The following is a 22,520-nucleotide window of genomic DNA, read 5'->3' on the forward strand; positions in this document are numbered from 1 at the left end:
CGCGTTACTTCTCAACGTTCCAGAACACCGGGATGGCGGACGGTATCAGACCGCGCAAGGTCGCGCGATAGGCGGCCGGTTGAGCGAACTGGCCCCACGGAATTGCGGGTGCCTGATCGTACATGACGGCCTGGATCTCGCCCGCGACCTTTTTGCGGTCCTCCTCGGCCGGTGCCTTGGCGAAGGCCTCCATCAAGGGCGTGATGCGCGCATCGCAATGCCAGCCGGTGAAGTCGGCGCAGTTGAAGGCAACCATGACATTGGTCAGCGGGGAGCCCAGATCGAAACCGCCGGCGTGAACGCCGTAGACGCTCCAGCCGTCCTTCTTGGCGCGGCGCGCCAGCACGCTCGCCCAGTCCATGACCTGCAGATCGACGTTGAAGCCGGCAGCCTTCAGCCGCTCGGCGAGCACCTGCGCCGAGACGCGCGGGGCTTCGAGATCGTTGGCCTCCATGACGACGACAGGCTCGCCGGCATATTTGGTCGCCTTCAGCGCGGCCTTCGCCGCTTCGATCGACGGCTTCGCCGCCGCTTCGGTGCCGGCCGTGCTCTCATAGGTGGTGCCGCAGGTGAAGTAGGTCGCGCAGGGCGTGGCGTATTTGGCGTCGAGTCCGAGCGCATCCAACACTTCGCGCTGATCGACCAGCTTCCACAGCACGCGCCGGATCGCGGGATCGTCGAACGGTTTCGACGCGGCGTTGAGGCGGTAGGCGCCCGCGAACATGTTGCCGCCGGTGAAGTTGACGAGCTTGATGCGGGAGTTCTTCTCCAACTGAGGCAACAGATCGAACGGGGCGTATTGCATGAAGTCGATCTCGCCGGCCTGGAGTGCGGAGGCTGCGGTCGCACCGTCGGGAATGACGCGGATCTCCAGCGTGTCGACATTGACGCGCTTGCCGCCGGCGAGGAAGTCGGCGGGCTCGGGGCGCGGCACATAATCGGCGAATTTCTTCAGGACCATGCGATCGCCGGTGCGGTGATCGGCCTTGCTGTAGACAAAGGGACCCGAGCCGATGATCTCGGTGATGCGCTGGTCGCCCGGCGTCTTGGCGATGCGCTCGGGCATCATGAAGGCGACGGGGCTGACGGGATTGCCGAGCGCGTCGATGACGAGACCCGACGGCTCCTTCAGCGTCAGCACGAAGGTCCTGGCGTCGGTCGGCTCGAGCGATGCGGTGATCGCGAAGATGCGGCGGCCGAGCGCGCTGCGGGTGCCCCAGCGGCGCAGCGAGGCCACGCAATCGGCTGCTGTGACCGGCTGGCCGTCATGCCATTTCAAGCCGTCGCGCAGGGTGAAGCTGTAGGTCAGACCGTCGGACGAGACTTTCCAGTCCTGCACCATCTGCGGTTTGATGTCTCCCTTGGAGTCCTTCGCAAACAGCGTATCGAACACCATGTAGCCGAACGTGCGCGAAATATAGGCCGTGGAGAAATGCGGATCGAGGGTGACGATTTCCGCCTCGAGCACCGCGACGAGATTGCCCGCCGCATGCGCCGGCGCCGCCACCAGCGCGAGGCCGAACAGCGCCGGAATGAAAGCCTTCAGTTTGAACATGGATGTGGTTTTGCCTTTTGACTGAAACGTCCGCAGTCGCCAGCAAAAAGCAATGTTCGTGCCCGTACTTATGCGATCGTGGGTATCTGCCACGCGTTTGCGGGGTACTCAATGTCAGTTGGAGAGCAGCGCAATCTCCTCCGCGTCATTGCGAGCGCAGCGAAGCAATCCAGAGTCTTTCCGCGGCGGGATTCTGGATTGCTTCGCTACGCTCGCAATGACGATGTGGGGACAGATGCGCGCCACATCCTCGTGCCCCGGACGCGGCGCAGCGCTTCTTCAGCGGTGCGCCGCAGAGCCGGGGCCCATGTCCCCGAGCAATCCGCGCAGCGTGGGTCCCGGCTCTGCGCAGCAACGCGAAGGGCGGTGCAGCGCGTCCGGGACACGAGAGCCGCCCTACCCGATCCCCCGGCCGAACTTGTTCGACTTCGGGAAGCCCTTCGGCGGCAGGCGGCCGGCATCGGCGCGGGTGCCTTGCCACTCCGCGAGCTCCTTCATGGTCGCGGAGAATTCGCGACCGGCGGAGTCCTTCCAGGTCAGGCCGGCCTTGGCGTCGAACACGGCAATATCCGAAAGGCCGCCATCCTTGTACTTCTGCAAGCGAACGCCACGGCCGCGCGCCATCTCCGGCACCTGGTCGAGCGGGAAGACCAGCATCTTGCGGTTGTCGCCGATGACCGCGACGGTGTCGCCGAGCACCTCGGTGATCGCGCGCGCCTCGTTCGGCATGTCCACGTTGAGGACCTGCTTGCCCTTCTTGGTGGTGCCGACGCAATCGTCCTCGTGGACGACGAAGCCCTGGCCCTCGTGGCTCGCGACCAGGAATTTGCGTCCCCCCTTGTGCACGAACAGCGCGACGGGCGCGGCTTCCTGCTCGAGGTCGATGAACAGCCGGATCGGCTCGCCGTGACCGCGGCCGCCCGGCAGCTTCGCGACGTCGAGCGAGTAGAACTTGCCGTTGGTCGCGAACAGCAGCAGCTTCGAGGTCGTCTCCGCGAAGAAGGCGAAGCCGAGCTTGTCGTCCTGCTTGAAGGCAAGGCCCGAGAGATCCTCGACATGGCCCTTCATGGTGCGGATCCAGCCCTTGTCGGAGACGACGACCGTCACCGGCTCGCGCTCGACGAAGGCCTCCTCGATCGCGGCGAGATCGTGCTCGGGCGCGTCCGCAAAAGTGGTACGGCGCTTGCCGAGCGGCGTCTTCGGTCCGAACATGTCGCGGACCTTGCCGACCTGCTCGCTGACCTTCTTCCACTGTTCGGCTGCGGAGGCGAGCACCGCATTGATGCCCTTGAGCTCGCCGCGGAGGTTCTTGTCCTCGGTGCGGATCTCCATCTCCTCGAGCTTGCGCAAGGACCGCAGGCGCATGTTGAGGATGGCTTCGGCCTGAACCTCGGTGAGCTTGAAGGCCTTCATCAGCTCGGGCTTCGGCTCATCCTCGGTGCGGATGATCTTGATCACCTTGTCGATGTTCAGGTAGGCGATCAGGAATCCGCCGAGGACTTCCAGCCGGTGCTCGATCTGCGCCTTGCGATAATTGCTGCGCCGGATCAGCACGTCGCGCAGATGGTCGAGCCATTCGCGCAAGCACTCGGCCAGGCCGACCACCTTGGGCACCTTGCCCTTGATCAGCACGTTGAGGTTCAGCGGGATCTTGCTTTCCAGCTCGGTGAGCCGGAACAGCGATTCCATCATCAGCGCCGGATCGACGTTCTTCGATTTCGGCTCGATCACGATGCGGACGTCTTCGGCCGACTCGTCCCTGATGTCGCCGACCAGCGGCAGCTTCTTCTGGTCCAGCAGCTCGGCGACCTTCTCGATCAGGCGCGACTTCTGCACGAGGAAGGGTATCTCAGTGACGACGACGACCCAACTGCCGCGGGCGCCTTCTTCCTGCTCCCATCTCGCACGGACACGGAACGAGCCGCGGCCGGTCGTGTAGGCTTCCGCAATCGCCTGCTTGGAATCGACGATGATGCCGCCGGTCGGGAAATCCGGTCCCTTCACCCATTTCAGCAGCGCCCTGGATTTCGCATCGGGCTTCTCGATCAGATGCAGCGCGGCATCGCAAAGCTCGGCGGCGTTGTGCGGCGGGATCGAGGTGGCCATGCCGACCGCAATGCCCTGCGCGCCGTTGGCGAGCAGGTTCGGGAAGCCGCCGGGCAGCACGACGGGCTCTTTCGACTGACCGTCGTAATTGGCGCGAAACTCGACGCCGTCCTCGTCGATGCCCTCGAGCAGAAGCCGCGCGACGTCGGTCATGCGCGCTTCGGTATAGCGGTAGGCGGCGGGGTTATCGCCGTCGATGTTGCCGAAATTGCCCTGGCCGTCGACCAGCGGATAGCGCGAGGAGAAATCCTGCGCGAGGCGAACCATGGCGTCGTAGATCGCCTGGTCGCCATGCGGATGGAACGAGCCCATCACGTCGCCGACGATCTTTGCGGATTTCTTGAAGGCCGTGCCGGGGTCGAGCCGCAGCAGCCGCATGCCGTAGAGGATGCGCCGGTGCACCGGCTTCAGGCCATCGCGTGCGTCCGGCAGCGCGCGGTGCATGATGGTCGAGAGCGCGTAGGCGAGATAGCGCTCTTCCAGCGCCTCGCGCAGCGGCACGTCGTGGATTTCGGCCGGTTCTTCCGGCGGAACGATTCGTTTTCCCATGCCGCCCGGTTAAACCGTGGAAGCGAATCGGGCAAGGATCGAATGGTTCCCCTGGAGGCGGCCTACTGGCCTGCCCAGCCGGCGGTGAATGTCTGGGTTTTGGCTTGACCAGGCGTTTGGGCGGGTGTCGGCGCATTGCTCACGCAACGGCGGGCGGCTTCGATCTCGGCCTCGGTCGCGCCATGGGCCCGCGCCCATGTCTCTGCGGCGGCAGCGGAATATTTCGCCACATAATACCGGACGACCGTGCAGGATGCCCGGCGAAACAAGCCAGGTTGCGGCTCCCCGGCCGTGGCATCGGGCACGAACGTAAGCAGCGCCGCGGACAAGGCGAATCCCCTGATCAACATTTAGGCTGCCCCCATTTGTGGAACCTGAAGGCGGACTCGACCGACCCGATTTCGTTCCTGGGAACTCCATGCGAAGGGCAATGCAGAGCCCCGACGTGCTCATGGCGCTGGGATCGCCACCCTCGCCTGCTGCCGTATCAGGGCATTGATGAAGCCGGCCCGGGCATCGGAATGGCCCTGCCCGCGCGGCTCCAGCACGTGACGCAGCAGGAACAGGCCGGTGAGCCGAAAGCCGTCCTGGAGATCCTGCTCGGTGAGATCGCTCGCTGTTTCGCCATGGCGCAGAAAAGGCGGCAGCCGCAACAGCCGGTCGCGCCACGGCTCGCCCGCGCCGCGCGACACCGCGCCACCGGATTTCGGCGAAACATAGATCAGGTCCGTGGTCTCGCCGGTCACCGCGCAATTGTCCAGCGCAAGGCCGAAACCCAGCTCCGCGAGCATCGCCATCTCGAAATGGATCAGGTGCACGGCGGCGCTGCCGATATCGTCGAAATTGTCGAGCGAATGTTCGAGCAATGCAAAGATGTCTTCGTGCGGATCGCGCTCCGGCAAGAGCCGCGCAACCGAGGCGAGATGAGTGACGCCATAGACCCCGTGGGACGATGCCAGCAGCGTCGCCGCGCGCAGCTTCAATCCCTCGATCGCATAGGTCCCGAGATGCTCGTCGAGGCGCGCCCGCCACACCGCGCTGACGCTGTTGCCGGGCTGCAAGAGCGGCCGCATCCGCGAGCTGGCACCGCCGCGGACGAGGCCGAGATGACGGCCATGCGCGCGCGTCAGGAGCTCGACGATGGCGCTGCTTTCGCCATGCCGCCGCACACCCAGCACGATGCCCTCGTCGGTCCATTCCATGGGAGAAGCTTACAGGATTTCGATCAGGAGCGCAGCGCCATCCCTATCATTCCGGGGCGCCTCGAAGAGGCGAACCCGGAATCTCGAGACCTCACGCGTTGAACCAGCCCTGCGCATCGCCGGTGAAGGAGAAATAAAGGCCCATCGTGGTCAGCGCGCAAGAGACGATCTCGATGGCACTGTCGAGCTCCAGGCCCTTCTCCCCGATGATCTGGCCGAGCGAGATCACCGACAGCGCGAGCGCTGCCGCCAGCACCCAGCGCGGCCAGTTCTTGCGCCGATACGCAGCCAGCCAGACGAAATAAACCAGCAGCAGGATCATGCCGCCGGCGAGCAAGGTCGCCGTCATGATCATCTGCTCGGTCATCTCGGCGTTGGGCGTGCGGTCCTGCACCGCGACCGAGAGGGCATCCAGCATCAACGATGCATAGAGCAGCGCTTCGAAGCGCCGGACGTTACTGGGCACGCTCATCGGTGACCTGTCTTTTCTTGGTTATTCCCTGGGGAAGTCCAGGCCCATCTCGCGGTAGCGATCGGGATCGTCGCCCCAGTTCTCGCGCACCTTGACGAACAGGAACAGATGCACCGGCACGTCCAGGATCTGCATCAGTTCCTTCCGCGAATCCGCGCCGATCGACTTGATTGTGGCGCCGCCCTTGCCGAGCACGATCTTGCGCTGGCTTTCGCGCTCGACGAAGATCGTCTGCTCGATCCGCACCGACTTGTCCTTGCGCTCCTCCCATTTGTCGGTCTCGACCGTGGACTGGTAGGGCAATTCCTGGTGCAGCTTCTGATAGATCTTTTCGCGCGTGATCTCGGCCGCGAGCTGCCGCATCGGCGCGTCCGACATCTGGTCCTCGGGATAGAGGAACGGGCCCGGCGGCACCATGTCCGCGAGCGTCTTGCGGACGTCGTCGACCCCGTCGCCGGAGATCGCCGAGATCATGAATGTCCTCGCGAACTTCATGCGCTCGTTGGCGGCTTGCGCCAGCGCCAGCAGCTTCTCGCGCTGGACCAGATCGACCTTGTTGATCACCAGGATCTTCTCGTGATTGACGCTGGCGGCCTTGGCGAGAATCGCCTCCGCTTCCTCGTCGATCCCCGTCTTGGCATCCAGCAGCACGCAGACGAGATCGGCGTCATGCGCCCCGCTCCAGGCGGTCGAGACCATGGCGCGGTCGAGCCGGCGCTTGGGCGAGAAGATGCCGGGCGTGTCAACCAGGATGATCTGCGCGTTGTTCTCGATGACGATGCCGCGGATCAACGCGCGCGTGGTCTGCACCTTGCGCGAGACGATCGTGACCTTGGCACCGACCAGCGCGTTGACCAGCGTGGACTTGCCGACATTCGGAGCACCGATCAGCGCCACGAAGCCGCAGCGCGTCGCAGTGGGCGCCTCGCCGCTTGCTTCAGCCATCATTGCCGCCGCCAACGCCTTCACGCTCGATCATCACTGACGCTGCCACCTTCTCTGCCGCGCGCTTGCTACCGCCGATACCTTCGGCCGGCGCCAGCCCCGGCAGATCGACCGCGACACGGAACTGCGGATCGTGATGCGGGCCGGTGCGCTCGACCTCGCGGTAAACAGGCGTCGGCAGTCCCTTGCCTTGCGCCCATTCCTGCAGCACGGTCTTGGGATCGCGCAAGGGACGGCGCGGCTTGTGCATGCGCTCGGTCCAGTTGCGCTTGACGAATTCGGCGGCCGCGGCATGGCCGCCGTCGAGGTAGATGGCGCCGATCACGGCCTCGCAGATGTCGCCGAGGATGGATTTGCGCAGGCGGGCGTCGGCGCTGGAGCCGACCGAGCCGAGCTTGATGTCGTCGACGAGACCGAGCGACTTGGCGACGTCCGCGCAGCTCTCCTTGCGCACGAGTTCGGCGAGCCGCTTGGACAGCTCGCCCTCGTCGGCGTTCGGGAAGGCGTGATAGAGCATGTCGGAGACGACGAGCCCGAGCACGTGATCGCCGAGGAACTCCAGCCGCTGATAGCTATCACCGCGCTTGCGCCCGGACTTCAGCGCCGACACATGCGTGATCGCCTGCATCAACAGGTTCGGGTCGGCGAAGCGGTGCCCGATGCGCGCCTCGACCGCCGCGTTGGCATCCGCGCCCTTGGCCTTGCTGCTTCGCGCCCGCTTCTTCTTGGCAGGCGTCTTCGGTGCGGCTTCGCTCTCGGGAGCGGCTTGCGCCTCGGTCGGTTGGATCGCGATGTCCTTGGCTTCGTCTTTCATCGGACGATTTTGAAGAAACGATTCCAGCGTACCGCCCACGGCCAGCGCCAGAACATCCAGGCATGCTCGCCCTCGGCGATGGAGAAGAAGATCATCTGAGCGCGGCCGATCAGATTTTCCTGCGGCACGTAGCCGACCTGGCCGAGGAAGCGGCTGTCGGTGGAGTTGTCGCGATTGTCGCCCATCATGAAGAAGTGACCGGGCGGCACCGTGTAGACGTTGGTGTTGTCCATGTAGCCGTTGTCGGCGCAGTCCAGCGTCTCATAGGACACGCCGTTCGGCAGCGTTTCCTTCCAGCGCTTCACCCGGGAGATGCCGCCGCCTTCCGAGCCGCAGGGGTCCTCGCCGACATATTCGCTCATGCGCTGCCGCTCGACGGGCGTGTCGTTGATGTAGAGCAGACCGTCCCGCATCTGGACGCGGTCGCCCGGAAGCCCGATCACGCGCTTGATGTAGTCGGGTGGAATCGTCCTTCGGCAGGCGGAACACGACGATGTCGCCGCGGTTCGGATCCGAGCCCCAGATGCGCCCCGAGAACAGCGGCGGCGAGAACGGAATCGAATAGTGGCTATAGCCGTAGGAATATTTCGAGACGAACAGATAGTCGCCGACCAGCAACGTCGCCTTCATCGAGCCGGACGGGATGTTGAAAGGCTGAAACAGGAAGGTGCGGATCACCAGCGCGATCAGGAGAGCATGAATGACGACCCGGATCGTTTCACCGACGCCGCTCTCAGTTTTCGTTCCTGAAGTCACGCTCATTGCTCTCTCAATTCCGGCCGGCGGTCACAGAGCGCCCTCCTTGGCGCGAACAGCCCATTGCTTCGCGGGCCATGGAGATTGTCCTGATTCTGATAGTGAGGGCCAATTCCGGCGTAAAGCCGAATTCGCCCAGGCTGATTTGCGTCGGCGGACTTTTAGACGGTTGTCGGAGGCCACGCAATCAAGGATCGCATCAAAACTGAGTAAGACTTTGATTTCAAACGCGAATTATAAAATCGAGCGGAGCGCTTCAGGGCTTCGCCAGCGGCACGGCGGAAATGATGACAAAGGCCTGCGCCAGCGGCCAGTCATCGGTGATCGAAACATCGATCCGGGCTTCGAAGCCCTCCGGCGTCAGGGCCTGGAGCCGGGCCAGGGCGCCGCCGGTCAGCTGCATGGTCGGCCGCCCTCCCGGCAGGTTGACCACCCCCATGTCGCGCCACCAGACGCCGCGCCTGATGCCGGTGCCGAGCGCCTTGGAGCAGGCCTCCTTGGCGGCGAAGCGCTTGGCGTAGGTCGCCACCACCATCTTCTCGTTCTTGGCGCGCCGCTCCGCCTTGGCCCGCTCGGCCGCGGTGAAGATGCGGTCGAGGAAGCGCTCGCCATGCCGTTCGATCACCTTGGCCACGCGGGTGATGTCGATCAGGTCGGAGCCGATGCCGATGATCATGCCCGGCCCCGGCCACGGTCCATCGCCGCGCGCATGTTGCGCACGGTCTCGGCCAGACCCACGAACAGCGCCTCGCCGATCATGTAGTAGCCGATATTGAGCTCCATGATCTCAGGCAGGGCCGCGATCGTCTCCGCCGTGGCATAGTCGAGCCCGTGCCCGGCATGGACCTCGAGCCCCGCATCCTTGGCCAGCTTCGCCCCCGCCACGATCCGCCGCCATTCGGCCGCGGCCTTGTCGGCGTGGCCGTCGACGACGGCGTCGCACCAGGCGCCGGTGTGGATCTCGATCACGGGCGCGCGCAGTCGTGCCGCCATTTCGATCTGGGCGGGATCGGCGGCGATGAACAGCGAGACCCGGATGCCGGCATCGTTCAGCCGCGCGATATAGGGCGCGAGCGCGTTGTGCTGGCCGACCACATCCAGCCCGCCCTCGGTCGTTACCTCCTGGCGCCGCTCCGGAACAAGGCACACCGCATGCGGCTTGGTGGCGAGCGAGATGCGCAGCATGTCGTCAGTCGCCGCCATCTCGAAATTGAGCGGTTTGGAGATCTCCGCCTTCAGCCGCGCCATGTCCTCGTCGCGGATGTGCCGGCGATCCTCGCGCAGATGCGCGGTGATGCCGTCGGCGCCGGCCTCGATCGCGAGCAGCGCCGCGCGCACCGGATCCGGATTGCGGCCACCGCGCGCGTTACGCAGAGTCGCGACATGGTCGACATTGACGCCGAGGCGGAGCGGAGTTGCGGGCATTTCAGGACTCGCGAATTGACATTTCCCAACTTGTCATGCGCGGGCTCGACCCGCGCATCCATCTTTTTTGAAGAGATGGGTTGCCGGGGCAAGCCCGGCAACGACAAGCATCATCCATTAACACGTTCGACTTTGGCGACTACCGCCTTCGCGCGCAACTGAGCCAGGATCGCGCTCAGGTGCTTCAGATCGTAGACTTCGAGATCGATCGTCGTCTCCGTGAAGTCGGGCGAGCGGCGCTGCATGCTGATGTTGTCGATGTTGCCGTCGTGCTCGGCGATCACGGTCGCGATCTGCGCCAAGGCGCCAGGCTCGTTGACGTTCTCCACCTTGATGCGGGCCGGGAAGCGCTGCGGCGCGGAATCCTCGATGTCCCAGCGGACATCGAGCCAGCGCTCCGGCTCCTCCTCGAAATCCTTCAGGGCGGGCGCCTGGATCGGATAGATCGTGATGCCCTCGCCCGGCGTGACGATGCCGACGATGCGATCCCCGGGCACGGCGCCGCCATTGGGCGCGAACTTGATCGGCAAGTCGGAGTTGATGCCGCGGATCGGAATCGCGACCGGGCTGCGCGGCGGCTCCGAGGCGCCCTTTTCCTTGAGCTTGGCCGCAAGCCCCTTCTTGACGCCGTAGCGCGCGATCCGTTCCTCCTTGTAGTCCGGATACATCGCTCGCGCGACGTGGGACGCCTTGATCTCGCCGCGGCCCACCGCCGCCATGACGTCCTCGATCGACGTGCGCGCGAGCCGCGGCAGCGCGCCCTTGAGCTTGTCGTCGGCATATTCGATCTTGGCGCGCTCGAACAGGCGCTCGACGATGCGCCGGCCGAGTCCGACATATTGATCCCGCACGGCGGTGCGCGTGGCGCGGCGGATCGCGGCGCGTGCCTTGCCGGTGACCGCGAGCGTCTCCCAGGCCGACGGCGGCGCCGATTGCGCTTCCGATGTCAGCACCTCGACCTCGTCACCGTTCTGGAGTTCCGAGGAGAGCGGCGCGAACTTGCCGTTGATCTTGCAGCCCACCGCGCTGTTGCCGACGTCGGTGTGCACCGCATAGGCGAAGTCGATCACGTTGGCGTGGCGCGGCAGCGCGATCAGCTTGCCCTTCGGGGTGAAGCAGAACACCTGGTCGTGGAACAGTTCGAGCTTGGTATGCTCGAGGAATTCCTCGGGATTGGCGCTCTCGGAGAGGATTCCGATGGTGTGGCGCAGCCAGGCGAACGCGTTGGACTCGCGCTTGAGGTATTCGGTCGGCGAGCCTACGCCTTCCTTGTAGAAGACATGCGCGGCGATGCCGCGCTCGGCAATCTGGTCCATCGCCTCGGTGCGGATCTGGAGCTCGACGCGCTGGTTGCCGGGACCGATCACGGTGGTGTGGATCGAGCGGTAGTCGTTCTGCTTCGGCGTCGAAATGTAGTCCTTGAAGCGCCCCGGCACGACCGGCCAGGTGGTATGGACGATCCCGAGCGCGCGATAGCAGGCCTCGATATCGTTAACGACGAGGCGGAAGCCGAAGATGTCGGACAATTGCTCGAAGCCGACCGACTTGCGCTCCATCTTGGTCCAGATCGAGAACGGCTTCTTGCGGCGGCCATAGACCCGCGCGCCGAGACCCCTGTGGCGCAGATTGTTGGAGAGCTGATCCTCGATCTCGCCGATTAAATTGCGGTTGCGCTCGGCGAGCGCGTCGAGCCGCTGCATCACCACCGAATAGGCTTCCGGATCGAGGGTGCGGAAGGACAGATCCTCCAGCTCCTCACGCATTTCCTGCATGCCCATGCGCCCCGCCAGCGGCGCGTAGATGTCGAGCGTCTCCTCGGCGATGCGCCGGCGCGATTCCGTCGGCACGAAATCCAGCGTTCGCATGTTGTGCAGTCGGTCGGCGAGCTTGACCAGAAGCACGCGGACATCGTCGGCAATGGCCAGCAACAATTTGCGCAGGTTCTCGGCCTGCTTGGCCTCGCGCGACACCAGCTCGAGCCGCTTCAGCTTGGTCAAGCCGTCGACCAGCGCGCCAATCTCCGGCCCGAAGATCTGGTCGATCTCGGCCCGCGTCGCCTCGGTATCCTCGATCGTATCGTGCAGCAGCGCGGCCACGATGGTGGCGTCGTCGAGCTTCAGGTCGGTGAGAATCGCTGCCACTTCGAGCGGGTGCGAGAAATACGGATCGCCCGAGGCGCGGGTCTGCGAACCATGCGCCTTCATGGCATAGACATAGGCACGGTTCAGCAGGTCTTCGTTGGTGTTGGGATTGTACGATCGGACGCGCTCGACGAGGTCGTATTGACGCATCATGCGCGCGCGGGGCCTAGCCGGGCGCGCGACCGGCGCAGTCGGGGCCACGGCAACCGATTCGGTTGCGGCCTGCATCTGCGTGGATCTGCGGCGCCGATATACCATTCCGTCCTGCCTTCAAACGGGCCCTGAGCCGGCCCGTTGTATACATCCTAGCTCCGATCGCGCTTGTGTCCGATCAATTCAGTGACAGGGCGCAGCGCCAACGGGCAACGTTATGGTAACCACGAAAACGTCAACAAAAGCAAAGGCCCGAACAAGGGTTCGGGCCTTTGATCAGATCACAAGGAGTCGATGGATCGCGACGGAGAAATCACTCGTCTTCCTCGGGCTGCTCCTCGGGAGGCGCGAGGCCTTCCAGACCCTTCAGGAGCTCCTCTTCGGTCATGCGCTCCACGGCGACTTCGGTGTCGTCCGCGTCGACGCTCGCCCCTGCGGAACCGATCAGCGGCACCGTATCCGGCTCGGGCTCGTCCACCTCGACGAACTTCTGGAGCGAGTGCACCAGCTCCTCGCGGAGGTCCTCCGGCGAGATCGTCGTCTCGGCGATTTCACGCAAAGACACAACAGGGTTCTTGTCGTTATCGCGGTCAACCGTTAGTTGTGAACCTGACGAAATCATGCGGGCACGGTGGGCGGCCAGCAGGACCAGGTCAAACCGGTTGTCGACCTTGTCGATACAATCTTCTACGGTGACGCGAGCCATGGACTGTCGCTCCGCTGTGGGTGGGACGAAATATGTGGATGATTGGGGCTAGTTATAGGGGCCGCGACGATTTCGCAAGGCCAATTTGTGATTTGGCCTCGCCAAACGGCTCTGCTAACGCCACATTGGGGCTGGGACGGGTGGTTTTCCGGGCTGCCATCGAGGGCAGCCCCGGGTCTATGCAAGTCCGCCATAACTATACCTTGATTGCCACCACTTCTCCGGACTTGCGGTTTCGACGGGTCTCAGCGGCACTCTAGAACTGCGCGGCTTGCTGGTAGCCGCGCCAACAAAAAACGATCAATCACGAACGCTACGCGAGCAAACTGAATGTCACCTTCTCCTACCAACAAGATCGCGCTCTTCATCGATGGGGCCAATCTCTACGCGACCGCGAAGACTCTGGGCTTCGACATCGATTACAAGCGCCTGCTGAAGGAGTTTCAGAGCCGCGGGACGTTGTTGCGGGCGTTCTATTACACCGCCATCATCGAAGACCAGGAATACTCCTCGATCCGCCCGTTGATCGACTGGCTGGACTACAACGGCTACACCGTCGTCACCAAGGCGACCAAGGAATTCATCGACGCCTCCGGCCGCCGCAAGGTCAAGGGCAACATGGATATCGAGCTCGCGGTGGACGCCATGGAGCTGGCCGAACACATCGACCAGATGGTGTTGTTCTCGGGTGACGGCGACTTCCGCTCCCTGGTCGAGGCCGTGCAGCGCCGCGGCGTGCGGGTCACGGTGATCTCCACCATCGCCAGCCAGCCGCCGATGATCGCCGACGAGCTGCGCCGCCAGGCTGACGTTTTCACCGACCTGGTCGAGCTGCAATCCAAGCTCGGCCGCGATCCGTCCGAGCGCCCCGCCCCGCGTGACCGCGGCGAGCGTGGCGAACGACACCACGCCCCGCAATTCCTCCAGCGCGCAACCACGATTTCGCCGAGGGGCGGCGATGAAGACTTCGAGGAGTGAGGCGGCCCGGTCAAGCCGCCAGCCTCTCGCCGTCGTTCCCGACCGTGACTGTCCGCTCTGTCCGCGCCTGGTCGCCTTTCGCGAGGCGAACCGCACACGCGAGCCATCGTGGCACAATGCGCCGGTTGCGCCGTTCGGCGACCTCGAGGCGCGCCTTCTGATCGTGGGCCTCGCGCCGGGAATGCAGGGCGCAAATCGCACGGGACGGCCGTTCACCGGCGATTATGCCGGCGACCTGCTCTACGCCACGCTGATCGAATACGGCTTTGCCAGGGGGACCTATCAGGCGCGTCCCGATGACGGCCTGAAACTGGTCGACTGCCGGATCGCCAATGCGGTGCATTGCGTGCCGCCGCAGAACAAGCCGCTGCCGGTCGAGATCAATACCTGCCGCCAGTTTCTCGTGGCGAATCTGGCGTCGATGCCGAATCTGCGCGCGATCGTCGCGCTCGGGCGGATTGCGCACGACAGCGTGCTCAAGCCGCTGAATCTGAAGGGTTCGCAGGCCCCCTTCGGCCACGGCGCGGTGCATCAGGCTGGCCGGTTCAAGCTCTACGACAGCTATCATTGCTCGCGCTACAACACGAACACCGGCGTGCTGAAGCCAGACATGTTCCGGAGCGTTTTCGCGAGGATCAAGGCGGACCTCGACTAGATCTGATGCAATGGGGCCGGCTGGTCGTGGCTCTCCTCTCCCCAGCGGGGAGAGGTGCACACTCGGCTCACATCAACCAAAACTCATCCGACCTTAGCGGGCGATCCTTTGGCCGGATTCGCCTTCAGCCAGTCGAGCACGTCGCCCGCGTTCCGGTCGGGTGGAAATACCGGATAGAACACATGGGTGATCCTGGCGTCGTCGACGATCAGCGCGAGGCGCTTGATCAGCGTCAGGCCAGCGACCTCCATGGTCGGCAGGTTCAAGGCGTGCGTGAGCGCCAGCTTCTCGTCCGAGAGCACCGGGAACGGCAGATGCAGGCGCGAGGCCATCTCGGTCTGGTACGTGTTGCTCTGGGTCGAGAGGCCGAACACGTGTGAGGCGCCGGCAGCTTTCAGCTCGGCGAACAGATCGCGAAATGCGCACGTCTGAGGCGTGCAACCGCGCGCGCCCGGGATCATGTCCCAATCGTCGACCAGCGCGATCTTGCCGGGCTCGCCGGTGCGGGGATAGGCGAACACGACGGTGCGGCCACGCAGCGCCGACAGCGTGACCGATGTATCGTCGGTCGCGAGCAGGCTGATCGGTGGCAACGTCATGCCCTCGAGATGCGCGGCGCCGCCGTCGTCGAAGGGCGCGGGAATCTGGCTCCAATCGACCTCGAGCAGGTTCCGTTGATTCATCACGTCACCCCCTCGCCCGCATCAGCCGGCCCTTCTCCCGACTCCAGTCGCGCTTCTTCTCGGACTCGCGCTTGTCGTGCAGCTTCTTGCCTTTTGCAACCGCCAGCTGCAATTTGGCGCGCCCGCGCTCGTTGAAATAGAGCTTGAGCGGGATCAGCGTCATGCCCTCGCGGTCGACCGCGCCCATCAGCTTGTTGATCTGACGGCGGTGGAGAAGCAGTTTGCGCGGCCGCTTGGGCTCGTGATTGAAGCGGTTGCCCTGGAGATATTCGGGAATGGTGGCGTTGATCAGCCAGATCTCGCCGTCCTTGGAATCGGCGTAGGATTCCGCGATCGTGCTCTTGCCGCTGCGGATCGATTTGACCTCGGTGCCGGTCAGCGCAATGCCCGCCTCGATCGTATCCTCGATCGCATAGTTGAAGCGGGCCTTGCGATTTTCCGCCATGACCTTGATTGGACGTTCGTTTTTATCGGCCATGAGAGGCAAACCCGATCGAGATGCGCAGCAAAGCTAACAGTTCGGATGAAGTGCGCGCGTCACTTCTTGAGGAGGTCGCGGATCTCGGTCAGCAGCTCGACCTCCGCTGAGGGCTTGGCCGGCGCGGCGGGCGCCGCCTCCTCCTTGCGCTTCAACGTGTTCATGGCGCGGATCACCAAGAACAGCACTAAGGCGACGATGATGAAGTTGATCGTCAGCGTCAGGAAGCTGCCGTAAGCAAGTACGGCGCCTTGCTTTTTCGCATCCGCTAAGTTGGTGGCTGTGACCGCCTTCGACAAGGGGACGAAGTAGTTCGAGAAGTCGAGGCCGCCGGTGACGGCGCCGATGATCGGCATGATGATGTCACCGACCAGCGACGTCACGATGGCGCCGAAGGCCGCACCGATGATGACGCCGACGGCGAGATCGACGACGTTGCCTTTCATGGCGAACTCACGGAACTCCGTGAGCATCTTCCTGCCCTTCTCGTCGACGCTCATGAACGGCTCCCCCGCAATGCTCGCCTCAGTTGATCAAGCCAGCGTGCACCATGGCGCTGCGGACCGCAACACGGGTCGGCTCGGAAACAGGCACCATTGGCAAGCGCAGGGTCTCGTCCAGCTTGCCGAGCAGCGACATCGCATACTTGATCGGCGCCGGATTGCTCTCGATGAAGAGGTTGTTGTGCAGCGGCATCAGCTTGTCGTGGATCGCGAGCGCCGCCTTGGTGTCGCCCTTCTGCCAGGCGGCGTGGAAATCCGAGCACAGGCGCGGCGCAACGTTCGAGGTCACCGAGATGCAGCCATGGCCGCCATGGGCCATGTAGCCGATGATGGTGGCGTCCTCGCCCGAAAGCTGGTTGAAGTCCTCGCCCATCGCCGCGCGCTGCTGCGACACGCGCACCATGCTTGCGGTGGCGTCCTTGACGCCGGCGATGTTCTTCAGCTCCCACAGCCGCTTCATGGTGTCGACCGACATGTCGATCACCGAGCGCGGCGGGATGTTGTAGATGATGATCGGAATCCCGATCGCGTCGTTGATCGCCTTGAAGTGCTGGTACATCCCTTCCTGGGTCGGCTTGTTGTAGTAGGGCGTGACGATCAACACGGCGTCCGCGCCGGCCTTTTCGGCATGCTGGGAGAGCTCGATCGCCTCCTTGGTCGAGTTGGAGCCGGCCCCCGCGATGACCGGCACGCGCCCCTTGGCTTCAGCGATGCACCATTCGACGACCTTCTTGTGCTCGTCATGGCTGAGCGTGGGGCTCTCGCCGGTAGTGCCGACCGGGACCAGGCCGTTGGTCCCCTCGGAAATCTGCCAGTTGACCAGGGAGCGGAACGCCGCCTCGTCCAGCGAGCCGTTCTTGAACGGCGTGACCAAGGCGGTGAACGCCCCCCGGAATTTCGTCTTGGCTGCCATGGACTTCCTCCGTACGCGGCTATCTCTTGAGCAAGGCCCATTCATATCGGGTCTATCCTGCCGGTAAAAGGCCCGCTTCTGGGCGAGGGCAACGTTTAGGCCGCGATTTTGCCGCGGTGATGGTGCAAATCGGCCCGAGGTAAGCGGCTGTTGGTATTTTGTCCGCATATTCAATCAAACTTAGCTAGGTCTTGAGCCACTTCACTGATTCGGGGCGACGAAACTCCGTGACCTCCTTTACTCGTGCCGCATGGCGATCCACCGGTCTGGTTGTGTGCCTGACGGCAGCGCTGTCGCTGGGTTGCGCCGCCCTCGCCAAGTCCAATGAGACGGCCGCGGAGACAGGCAAGGATACCGCGAAGCCAGCGGCCAAGGATGCCGCGAAGGGACCGGTCAAGGGCTCGACCAAGGAACCCGCGAAGGAAACGGCCAAAGGTACGGTCAAGGGGGCCGGCAAGGAGCCGGCGAAAGGCGCGAGCAAGGGTACGGCTGGCGCCCCCGCCAAGGAAGCGGCGAAGACGCCAGCAAAGGATGCTACCGGTCGGGAACCCGAGAAGGACAAGCCGAAACCCGCAGCAGCAGCGCCCTCGCCAAAATCACACCCGACGAGCAACGGGTCGCCCGCCAAAACCGCACCCGTGCCGGCCGCGACGGCCACCGTCAAGCCCACCGCCCCGGCCGCCGCCAGGCCGCTCGCCGCTCCCGTGCTGGCCCCCGCGACCCGCCAGCATGCAACGCCACGCAAGCCCGCCATCCCCTCCGCGGTCGCGGCGACATCGTCGACGTCGCAAGCCGACAAGGACACGCTGGAGAGCGTCATCGAGCTCGTACGCAAGCGCAAGGCCGGCGATGCCACCGATGCCGCGGCCGGCATTTCGGATCCGGTCGCGCGAAAGCTCGCCGAATGGATCATCCTGCGCAGCGAGGACAACGGCGCGACCGTGGAACGCTACCGGGCCTTCCTCTTCGCCAATCCGAGCTGGCCATCGCAGACCTTCCTGCGCCGGCGCCTCGAGGCCGCGATGTGGGACGACAGGCGCGACGATTCGGTCGCGTGGTCGTGGTTCGAGAACGAGTCTCCGATCTCCGCCAAGGGCCGCTTCACGCTCGCCAAGGCGATGCTGGCGCGCGGCGACCGCGCCAATGCCGAGCGGCTGGTGCGCGAGGCCTGGCGCGGCGATCCGATGTCGGAGGACACCGAGAACAATGCGCTCGACCAGTTCGGTGCCCTGCTGACGGCGGGCGACCAGAAAGCGCGGATGGATACCCTGCTTTACGGCAGCGAGACCGAGGCGGCGCTCCGCGCCGCAAAGCGCCTCGGCGCCGGCTATGTCGCGCTCGCCAAGGCCCGCATCGCCGCAGTCAAGAAAGCGCCCAACGCACGGGCGCTGCTCGACGCGGTACCGCGCGAGCTGCACAATGACCCCGGTTTCATCTTCAGCAAGATCCAGATCCTGCGCCGCGAGGAGAAGTTCACTGAAGCCGCGCAGCTGATGCTGTCGGCGCCGAAGGATCCGGGCCGCCTCCACAATCTCGACGAATGGTGGATCGAGCGGCGCCTGCTGGCGCGCAAGATGATCGACACCGAGGAATTCCGCACGGCCTATCTGATCGCGCGCGACGCCGCCCTGCCCTCGCGCGACATCTACAAGACCGAGCAGGAGTTCACCGCCGGGTGGATCGCGCTGCGATTCCTCAACGACCCCTCCACCGCCGCCCAGCACTTCGCCCGCATCGGCGTCGGCAGCGTCAATCCGACCGCGCTGGCGCGGGCCGGCTACTGGCAGGGCCGCGCCGCGGAAGCTTTGGGCCGCCAGCAAGAGGCGCGCAACGCCTATGCCCGCGCGGCCGAGCAGTCGACCAGCTATTACGGCCAGCTCGCCCGCGCCAAACTCGGCCTGCCGCAGATCGAGCTCAACAGCCAGCCGCGCGGGCGCGGCGCCGAGCGGCTGGAGATCGTGCGCGCTGCGCAACTGCTCTACGAGCTCGACGAGCGCGAGCTCGCGGTGCCTATGCTCGCCGACATGGGCGAGAACGGCGATCCCGAAGCGCTTGCCGGCCTTGGCGAGCTCGCCCAGCGCCATAGCGACGCGCGCGGCATGCTGCTGCTCGGCAAAGCCGCGCTCAATCGCGGCCTGCCGTTCGACTTCTATGCCTACCCGGTCAACGGCATTCCGCAGTTCACGCCGATTGGCCCCGAGGTCGAGCGCAGCATCGTCTATGCGATCGCGCGACAGGAGAGCGCGTTCAATCCGCGTGTGGTTTCACCGGCGCAGGCCTATGGACTGATGCAGGTGACGCCGGACGCCGCCCGCTACGTCTGCAAACGCCACGGCGCGACCTACGACCTGGGGCGGCTGAAGAACGATTCGGTCTACAACGCCGCGCTCGGCTCGGCCGAGCTCGGCGGATTGCTCGAGGATTATCGCGGCTCCTACATCATGACCTTCGCCGCCTACAATGCGGGCCGCGGCAGCGTGAGGAAGTGGGTTGAGCGTTACGGCGATCCGCGCGACCCGAAGGTCGACGCCGTCGACTGGGTCGAGCTGATTCCGTTCTCCGAGACGCGCAACTACGTGCAGCGGATCATGGAGAACCTTCAGGTCTACCGCGCCCGCTTCGGCGGCGGCACGCGCTTGCAGATCGAAGCCGATCTGCGCCGCGGCGCCGGAAGCATCGAGTGACGCTGCCCCGTTCCGATTCGCGGCCGAGCACGGGGGCGAGCGACGCCCTCGTCGGGATCTGAATCGCCGAGGCATGGCCGGCCCGACCGGCAATGATCCTCAGCGAGCTCTTCGGACGCGCCCCTTGAGCGCTGCGACCGTTGCGGCCCGATCGGCCGCACTCGCCGGATCGCCGGCTGGCTGATGAACCGGTGCCCTCACAGATGAAGGCGTGGGTCGCTCCTGCTGCGGAGCCAGATCGTCGGGCGTTTGTACGGTTGGGCCGGCCATCGACGGCTTCTCTGCGTCCCCGGTCGGAGACGGCTTGCAGCGCATCGGTCCACAGTGACTTCCATCAGGCCGCAACTAAGATCGCGAAATCAACAGAGAGTGGCGGCACCAGGTCGGACCTGCCCTAAGCGAAGCAGCATGCGACCGCCAAAAGAAAAGCCCCGGCGGTTGCCCGCCGGGGTTCTCTGTCAGGTCGTTAGACCGAACTTACCAGTTGCGCTGAGCGCGGAGGAGCAGGGTGAACGAGTCCTGATCCTTGAGCTCATACACCGCGGTCGGCTTGGCAACGGTAGCAGCCGGAGTGATGAGGGCCGTGCCGGCATACTTCTGATCCAGACGGGTCCAGTTGAAATCTGCCGAGAAGGTCAGATTCTTCACAGGAGTCCAGCGGGTGATCACACCCACCTGGCCGATGTTGAAGTCGGGGTTACAGCTGGTGACACCGGCCACCGCCATCACACCGACGAAACCGCCGCCGCCGCAGATGGCGTTCTTAGCCAGCGAGCCGAACTGGGCCGATGCATAGGCACCATAGATCGCCGTGTTCCAGTAGGGATCCCAGTTGTGGGTGTAAGCACCGCGGAAGCCCCAGGTCTTGACGCTCTCCTGACCGCCGCCGGTCACGAACACCGTGTCCGGAGCATTGGCGAAACCGATGCTCTGGTAAGCGCCGAGGACGCCCGTGCCGCTGTACATCGAGTACGAGCTACCCGCCAGGTTCTGGAAGTTGTAGCGGGTCGCACCGTCCGTGTAGACGCCCTGGATGTTGATCGTGTCACCCGCGCCGGTCGGGATGTTCTTGATCGACAGAGCGAGCTGAACCGCCCAACCCCACTTGTCGTCGGGGTGGCCAGTGGTCTCGGTCGCGCCGTAATAGGCGACGTGGTTGTCATGCGCGGCAACCGACGCCTGGAACAGACCCCAAGCCTGGTCGACGCGGACCATGGCAACCAGGTTCGGCGAACGCGAGCCACCGATGGCGTTGGAGCCGTACGAACCGCCAGCGATGCCAGCAACCGTGGCGCCCGTCAGGTTCAGATTGCCTGCCTGATAGTAGGCGGTCGCATCTTCGGCCGAGAACGACGCCGTGATGCCCTGACCGAAGTCAGCGGTGTAGGTGAACTGGTTGACACCAGTGACCGTGCCGCTGCCGCCGACGAGGCTGTCGATGTTGTTGCCGGGATAGTTGGTCCAGGGCGCGTCGAACTGCGACACGGCCTTACCCATGGTGAAGCCGGCGAACTGGATGAAGGCGTAGTACACGCCGAGCGAGCCGCCCGAGGTGCCGCCATCGGTCGGATTGATGGTGGCGGTACCAGCAGTGGTGGCGGTGTAGCCCGTCACGCCAGTGGGCGAACCCGTGCCGACGTAGCCACCGGTGGTCCAGGAGAACGTCGCATCGAAGAACGTGCGGACGACGCCGTATTCGGTCGCGGTGCGCGTGTCGATGTTGAGATCTTCACGAGCGCGCATCGTGTAGTAGTTGCTCAGGCGATTGTGAGCGCCGGCGGGTGCGCCGTTCTGAATGCCGTAGATGCTGTTCGTGTTCAGACCGACTTCAGCGCGCAGATAACCGCCCAGCTTGATGCAGGTGTCGGTGCCCGGGATATAGTAGAATCCAGCACCATACAGGGAGCAGATCTTCACGTACTCGACCGCCTTGGCCTTCACGGGGAGATCGGCTGCCTGCGCTCCGCCCACGGCGATCAGACCCGCCGCTGAGCCGAGCAAAAGGCTCTTAACCAACTTCATGTTAAACCTCCAAGTTGCTCTTCAGGGAAGGTCACTGACCGGACGGCCAATTCCCAAACCCCCTCTAAATCACCGCTTCGAGTCCCTTCGCGCCTTCGGACACACCCGCATGAACGCGAGGGACTTAAGCGAAAGACCTAAACGGGACGACCTCGGGATGCCCCCCTCCGTCGCTCAGCCACAATTACCGAACGCCTTTGCACACACAACAAGAGAACGCTCCGAAACGGGCCGATGAAGCGTGTTTTCCAACGGGTGTTGCACAAATAACACGCAGATGTGATCAAACCGCCCTCGCAACGCATTGTTTATATTAGCGTTTTTTCGACGGTTCCATTCGCCATCAAAGTTCCCCACATAAGGCGCACAGCCGAGACGTCGGACGGGAAGGGCTTTCGACGAGTTCGAATCGTGGAATCAGAGGGGAGACTCAATGAGGGGCATCAACCGCCTCCGCAGCCGCCAGTTTGATGCAGGCAGGTCCACTGCTACGCCTGATGTAGCCGGCAAACACTCTTTATAGAGGCGGGATTTTGTTCCAGCCGCGCGTCCGTTCTCCCGGCGCCACACTCTCGCCCCGAGAACAAGGCCCGCCTGGCCTCGAAAATCGCTGGGAATATTCGAGCGAAAACACCCGCTTCCAAATTGACCGGCCCAAGCAATTAGAGGCATAAGGCTCGCACCGGAGAGGTGGCCGAGTGGCTGAAGGCAACGCTTTGCTAAAGCGTCATACGGTCTCAAGCTGTATCGAGGGTTCGAATCCCTCCCTCTCCGCCACCC

Annotated in this window: 19 protein-coding genes, 1 tRNA gene and 1 pseudogene; 4 read left to right on the plus strand and 17 right to left on the minus strand. The window is 64.3% G+C overall.

The window, feature by feature from the left end; all coding sequences use genetic code 11:
• Nucleotides 1–4 precede the first annotated feature (4 nt).
• The 12 genes and pseudogenes from ABIG06_RS33925 to rpoZ all read right to left on the minus strand — a co-directional run bounded on the left by ABIG06_RS33925 (nt 5) and on the right by rpoZ (nt 12,824).
• Complete coding sequence (locus tag ABIG06_RS33925; protein WP_370140163.1) at nt 5–1,555, minus strand: ABC transporter substrate-binding protein; 1,551 nt, start codon at nt 1,553–1,555, stop codon at nt 5–7.
• A gap of 396 nt (nt 1,556–1,951) precedes the next feature.
• Nucleotides 1,952–4,210 carry a DNA topoisomerase IV subunit A gene (parC, locus tag ABIG06_RS33930; protein ID WP_370140164.1) on the minus strand — a complete coding sequence of 753 codons (2,259 nt, stop codon included), beginning with the start codon at nt 4,208–4,210 and terminating at the stop codon, nt 1,952–1,954.
• Nucleotides 4,211–4,272: 62 nt separating this feature from the next.
• The gene (locus ABIG06_RS33935; RefSeq protein ID WP_124157970.1) at nt 4,273–4,560 is read right to left on the minus strand and encodes a hypothetical protein; all 288 of its coding nucleotides are present in this window, start codon (nt 4,558–4,560) and stop codon (nt 4,273–4,275) included.
• A gap of 99 nt (nt 4,561–4,659) precedes the next feature.
• Nucleotides 4,660–5,412 carry a DNA repair protein RecO gene (gene recO, locus ABIG06_RS33940; RefSeq protein ID WP_370140165.1) on the minus strand — a complete coding sequence of 251 codons (753 nt, stop codon included), beginning with the start codon at nt 5,410–5,412 and terminating at the stop codon, nt 4,660–4,662.
• A 91-nt stretch (nt 5,413–5,503) separates the two neighbouring features.
• Complete coding sequence (locus tag ABIG06_RS33945; protein ID WP_124157968.1) at nt 5,504–5,884, minus strand: hypothetical protein; 381 nt, start codon at nt 5,882–5,884, stop codon at nt 5,504–5,506.
• Nucleotides 5,885–5,905: 21 nt separating this feature from the next.
• On the minus strand, nt 5,906–6,832 hold the full coding sequence (gene era, locus ABIG06_RS33950; RefSeq protein WP_370140166.1) for a GTPase Era: 927 nt from the start codon (nt 6,830–6,832) through the stop codon (nt 5,906–5,908).
• Nucleotides 6,822–7,643: a ribonuclease III gene (gene rnc, locus ABIG06_RS33955; protein ID WP_124157966.1), complete on the minus strand. Its 822-nt coding sequence runs from the start codon at nt 7,641–7,643 to the stop codon at nt 6,822–6,824. Before rnc ends, era begins: the two co-directional genes overlap by 11 nt.
• Nucleotides 7,640–8,405: pseudogene (gene lepB, locus ABIG06_RS33960) on the minus strand (signal peptidase I). The gene rnc and the pseudogene lepB overlap by 4 nt, the downstream one beginning before the upstream one ends.
• Nucleotides 8,406–8,655: 250 nt before the next feature.
• Nucleotides 8,656–9,075 carry a holo-ACP synthase gene (acpS, locus tag ABIG06_RS33965; RefSeq protein ID WP_124157965.1) on the minus strand — a complete coding sequence of 140 codons (420 nt, stop codon included), beginning with the start codon at nt 9,073–9,075 and terminating at the stop codon, nt 8,656–8,658.
• Nucleotides 9,072–9,824, minus strand: a complete 753-nt coding sequence (locus tag ABIG06_RS33970; RefSeq protein ID WP_370140167.1) for a pyridoxine 5'-phosphate synthase — start codon at nt 9,822–9,824, stop codon at nt 9,072–9,074. The genes acpS and ABIG06_RS33970 overlap by 4 nt, the downstream gene beginning before the upstream one ends.
• Before the next feature lie 110 nt (nt 9,825–9,934).
• A complete protein-coding gene (locus ABIG06_RS33975) occupies nt 9,935–12,223 on the minus strand; it encodes a RelA/SpoT family protein (RefSeq protein ID WP_370140168.1) in 2,289 nt (762 codons plus the stop codon).
• Nucleotides 12,224–12,431: 208 nt separating this feature from the next.
• Nucleotides 12,432–12,824, minus strand: coding sequence for a DNA-directed RNA polymerase subunit omega (gene rpoZ, locus ABIG06_RS33980; RefSeq protein ID WP_007603391.1), 393 nt, complete (start codon nt 12,822–12,824; stop codon nt 12,432–12,434).
• Nucleotides 12,825–13,154: 330 nt separating this feature from the next.
• Between rpoZ and ABIG06_RS33985 the strand changes: the two genes are divergently transcribed.
• Both ABIG06_RS33985 and ABIG06_RS33990 read left to right on the plus strand, forming a co-directional pair.
• A complete protein-coding gene (locus ABIG06_RS33985; protein WP_124157962.1) occupies nt 13,155–13,802 on the plus strand; it encodes an NYN domain-containing protein in 648 nt (215 codons plus the stop codon).
• On the plus strand, nt 13,783–14,457 hold the full coding sequence (locus ABIG06_RS33990) for a uracil-DNA glycosylase (protein ID WP_370140169.1): 675 nt from the start codon (nt 13,783–13,785) through the stop codon (nt 14,455–14,457). Before ABIG06_RS33985 ends, ABIG06_RS33990 begins: the two co-directional genes overlap by 20 nt.
• Before the next feature lie 83 nt (nt 14,458–14,540).
• Here the strand turns inward: ABIG06_RS33990 and ABIG06_RS33995 are convergent, their stop codons facing one another.
• From ABIG06_RS33995 to dapA, 4 genes are read right to left on the minus strand one after another with little or no spacing between them, the layout of a single operon-like run.
• Nucleotides 14,541–15,140, minus strand: coding sequence for a peroxiredoxin (locus ABIG06_RS33995; protein WP_370140170.1), 600 nt, complete (start codon nt 15,138–15,140; stop codon nt 14,541–14,543).
• Nucleotides 15,141–15,144: 4 nt separating this feature from the next.
• Complete coding sequence (gene smpB / locus ABIG06_RS34000; RefSeq protein WP_124157959.1) at nt 15,145–15,618, minus strand: SsrA-binding protein SmpB; 474 nt, start codon at nt 15,616–15,618, stop codon at nt 15,145–15,147.
• 59 nt (nt 15,619–15,677) lie between these two features.
• Entirely contained in the window at nt 15,678–16,091 is a 414-nt protein-coding gene (gene mscL, locus ABIG06_RS34005) for a large conductance mechanosensitive channel protein MscL (RefSeq protein WP_124158335.1), read from the minus strand.
• A gap of 52 nt (nt 16,092–16,143) precedes the next feature.
• Nucleotides 16,144–17,034: a 4-hydroxy-tetrahydrodipicolinate synthase gene (dapA, locus tag ABIG06_RS34010; protein WP_370140171.1), complete on the minus strand. Its 891-nt coding sequence runs from the start codon at nt 17,032–17,034 to the stop codon at nt 16,144–16,146.
• 227 nt (nt 17,035–17,261) lie between these two features.
• On the opposite strand from dapA, the gene ABIG06_RS34015 reads away from it, so the two are divergent.
• Nucleotides 17,262–19,718, plus strand: coding sequence for a transglycosylase SLT domain-containing protein (locus tag ABIG06_RS34015; RefSeq protein ID WP_370140172.1), 2,457 nt, complete (start codon nt 17,262–17,264; stop codon nt 19,716–19,718).
• Nucleotides 19,719–20,195: 477 nt separating this feature from the next.
• Here ABIG06_RS34015 and ABIG06_RS34020 read toward each other — a convergent pair whose 3' ends face one another.
• Nucleotides 20,196–21,740 carry a porin gene (locus ABIG06_RS34020; protein WP_370140173.1) on the minus strand — a complete coding sequence of 515 codons (1,545 nt, stop codon included), beginning with the start codon at nt 21,738–21,740 and terminating at the stop codon, nt 20,196–20,198.
• 684 nt (nt 21,741–22,424) lie between these two features.
• Here ABIG06_RS34020 and ABIG06_RS34025 point away from each other — a divergent pair.
• Nucleotides 22,425–22,517 (plus strand) — tRNA-Ser (locus tag ABIG06_RS34025).
• Nucleotides 22,518–22,520: the final 3 nt, after the last annotated feature.

Source organism: Bradyrhizobium sp. USDA 326 (assembly GCF_049739485.1).
Taxonomy (GTDB): domain Bacteria; phylum Pseudomonadota; class Alphaproteobacteria; order Rhizobiales; family Xanthobacteraceae; genus Bradyrhizobium.

Excerpts from the sequence above, each read along its gene's own strand:
- ABIG06_RS33925 (WP_370140163.1), bottom strand. The coding sequence starts at position 1,555 with ATGTTCAAACTGAAGGCTTTCATTCCGGCGCTGTTCGGCCTCGCGCTG.
- parC (WP_370140164.1), bottom strand. The coding sequence starts at position 4,210 with ATGGGAAAACGAATCGTTCCGCCGGAAGAACCGGCCGAAATCCACGAC.
- ABIG06_RS33935 (WP_124157970.1), bottom strand. The coding sequence starts at position 4,560 with ATGTTGATCAGGGGATTCGCCTTGTCCGCGGCGCTGCTTACGTTCGTG.
- recO (WP_370140165.1), bottom strand. The coding sequence starts at position 5,412 with ATGGAATGGACCGACGAGGGCATCGTGCTGGGTGTGCGGCGGCATGGC.
- ABIG06_RS33945 (WP_124157968.1), bottom strand. The coding sequence starts at position 5,884 with ATGAGCGTGCCCAGTAACGTCCGGCGCTTCGAAGCGCTGCTCTATGCA.
- era (WP_370140166.1), bottom strand. The coding sequence starts at position 6,832 with ATGATGGCTGAAGCAAGCGGCGAGGCGCCCACTGCGACGCGCTGCGGC.
- rnc (WP_124157966.1), bottom strand. The coding sequence starts at position 7,643 with ATGAAAGACGAAGCCAAGGACATCGCGATCCAACCGACCGAGGCGCAA.
- acpS (WP_124157965.1), bottom strand. The coding sequence starts at position 9,075 with ATGATCATCGGCATCGGCTCCGACCTGATCGACATCACCCGCGTGGCC.
- ABIG06_RS33970 (WP_370140167.1), bottom strand. The coding sequence starts at position 9,824 with ATGCCCGCAACTCCGCTCCGCCTCGGCGTCAATGTCGACCATGTCGCG.
- ABIG06_RS33975 (WP_370140168.1), bottom strand. The coding sequence starts at position 12,223 with ATGGTATATCGGCGCCGCAGATCCACGCAGATGCAGGCCGCAACCGAA.
- rpoZ (WP_007603391.1), bottom strand. The coding sequence starts at position 12,824 with ATGGCTCGCGTCACCGTAGAAGATTGTATCGACAAGGTCGACAACCGG.
- ABIG06_RS33985 (WP_124157962.1), top strand. The coding sequence starts at position 13,155 with ATGTCACCTTCTCCTACCAACAAGATCGCGCTCTTCATCGATGGGGCC.
- ABIG06_RS33990 (WP_370140169.1), top strand. The coding sequence starts at position 13,783 with ATGAAGACTTCGAGGAGTGAGGCGGCCCGGTCAAGCCGCCAGCCTCTC.
- ABIG06_RS33995 (WP_370140170.1), bottom strand. The coding sequence starts at position 15,140 with ATGAATCAACGGAACCTGCTCGAGGTCGATTGGAGCCAGATTCCCGCG.
- smpB (WP_124157959.1), bottom strand. The coding sequence starts at position 15,618 with ATGGCCGATAAAAACGAACGTCCAATCAAGGTCATGGCGGAAAATCGC.
- mscL (WP_124158335.1), bottom strand. The coding sequence starts at position 16,091 with ATGCTCACGGAGTTCCGTGAGTTCGCCATGAAAGGCAACGTCGTCGAT.
- dapA (WP_370140171.1), bottom strand. The coding sequence starts at position 17,034 with ATGGCAGCCAAGACGAAATTCCGGGGGGCGTTCACCGCCTTGGTCACG.
- ABIG06_RS34020 (WP_370140173.1), bottom strand. The coding sequence starts at position 21,740 with ATGAAGTTGGTTAAGAGCCTTTTGCTCGGCTCAGCGGCGGGTCTGATC.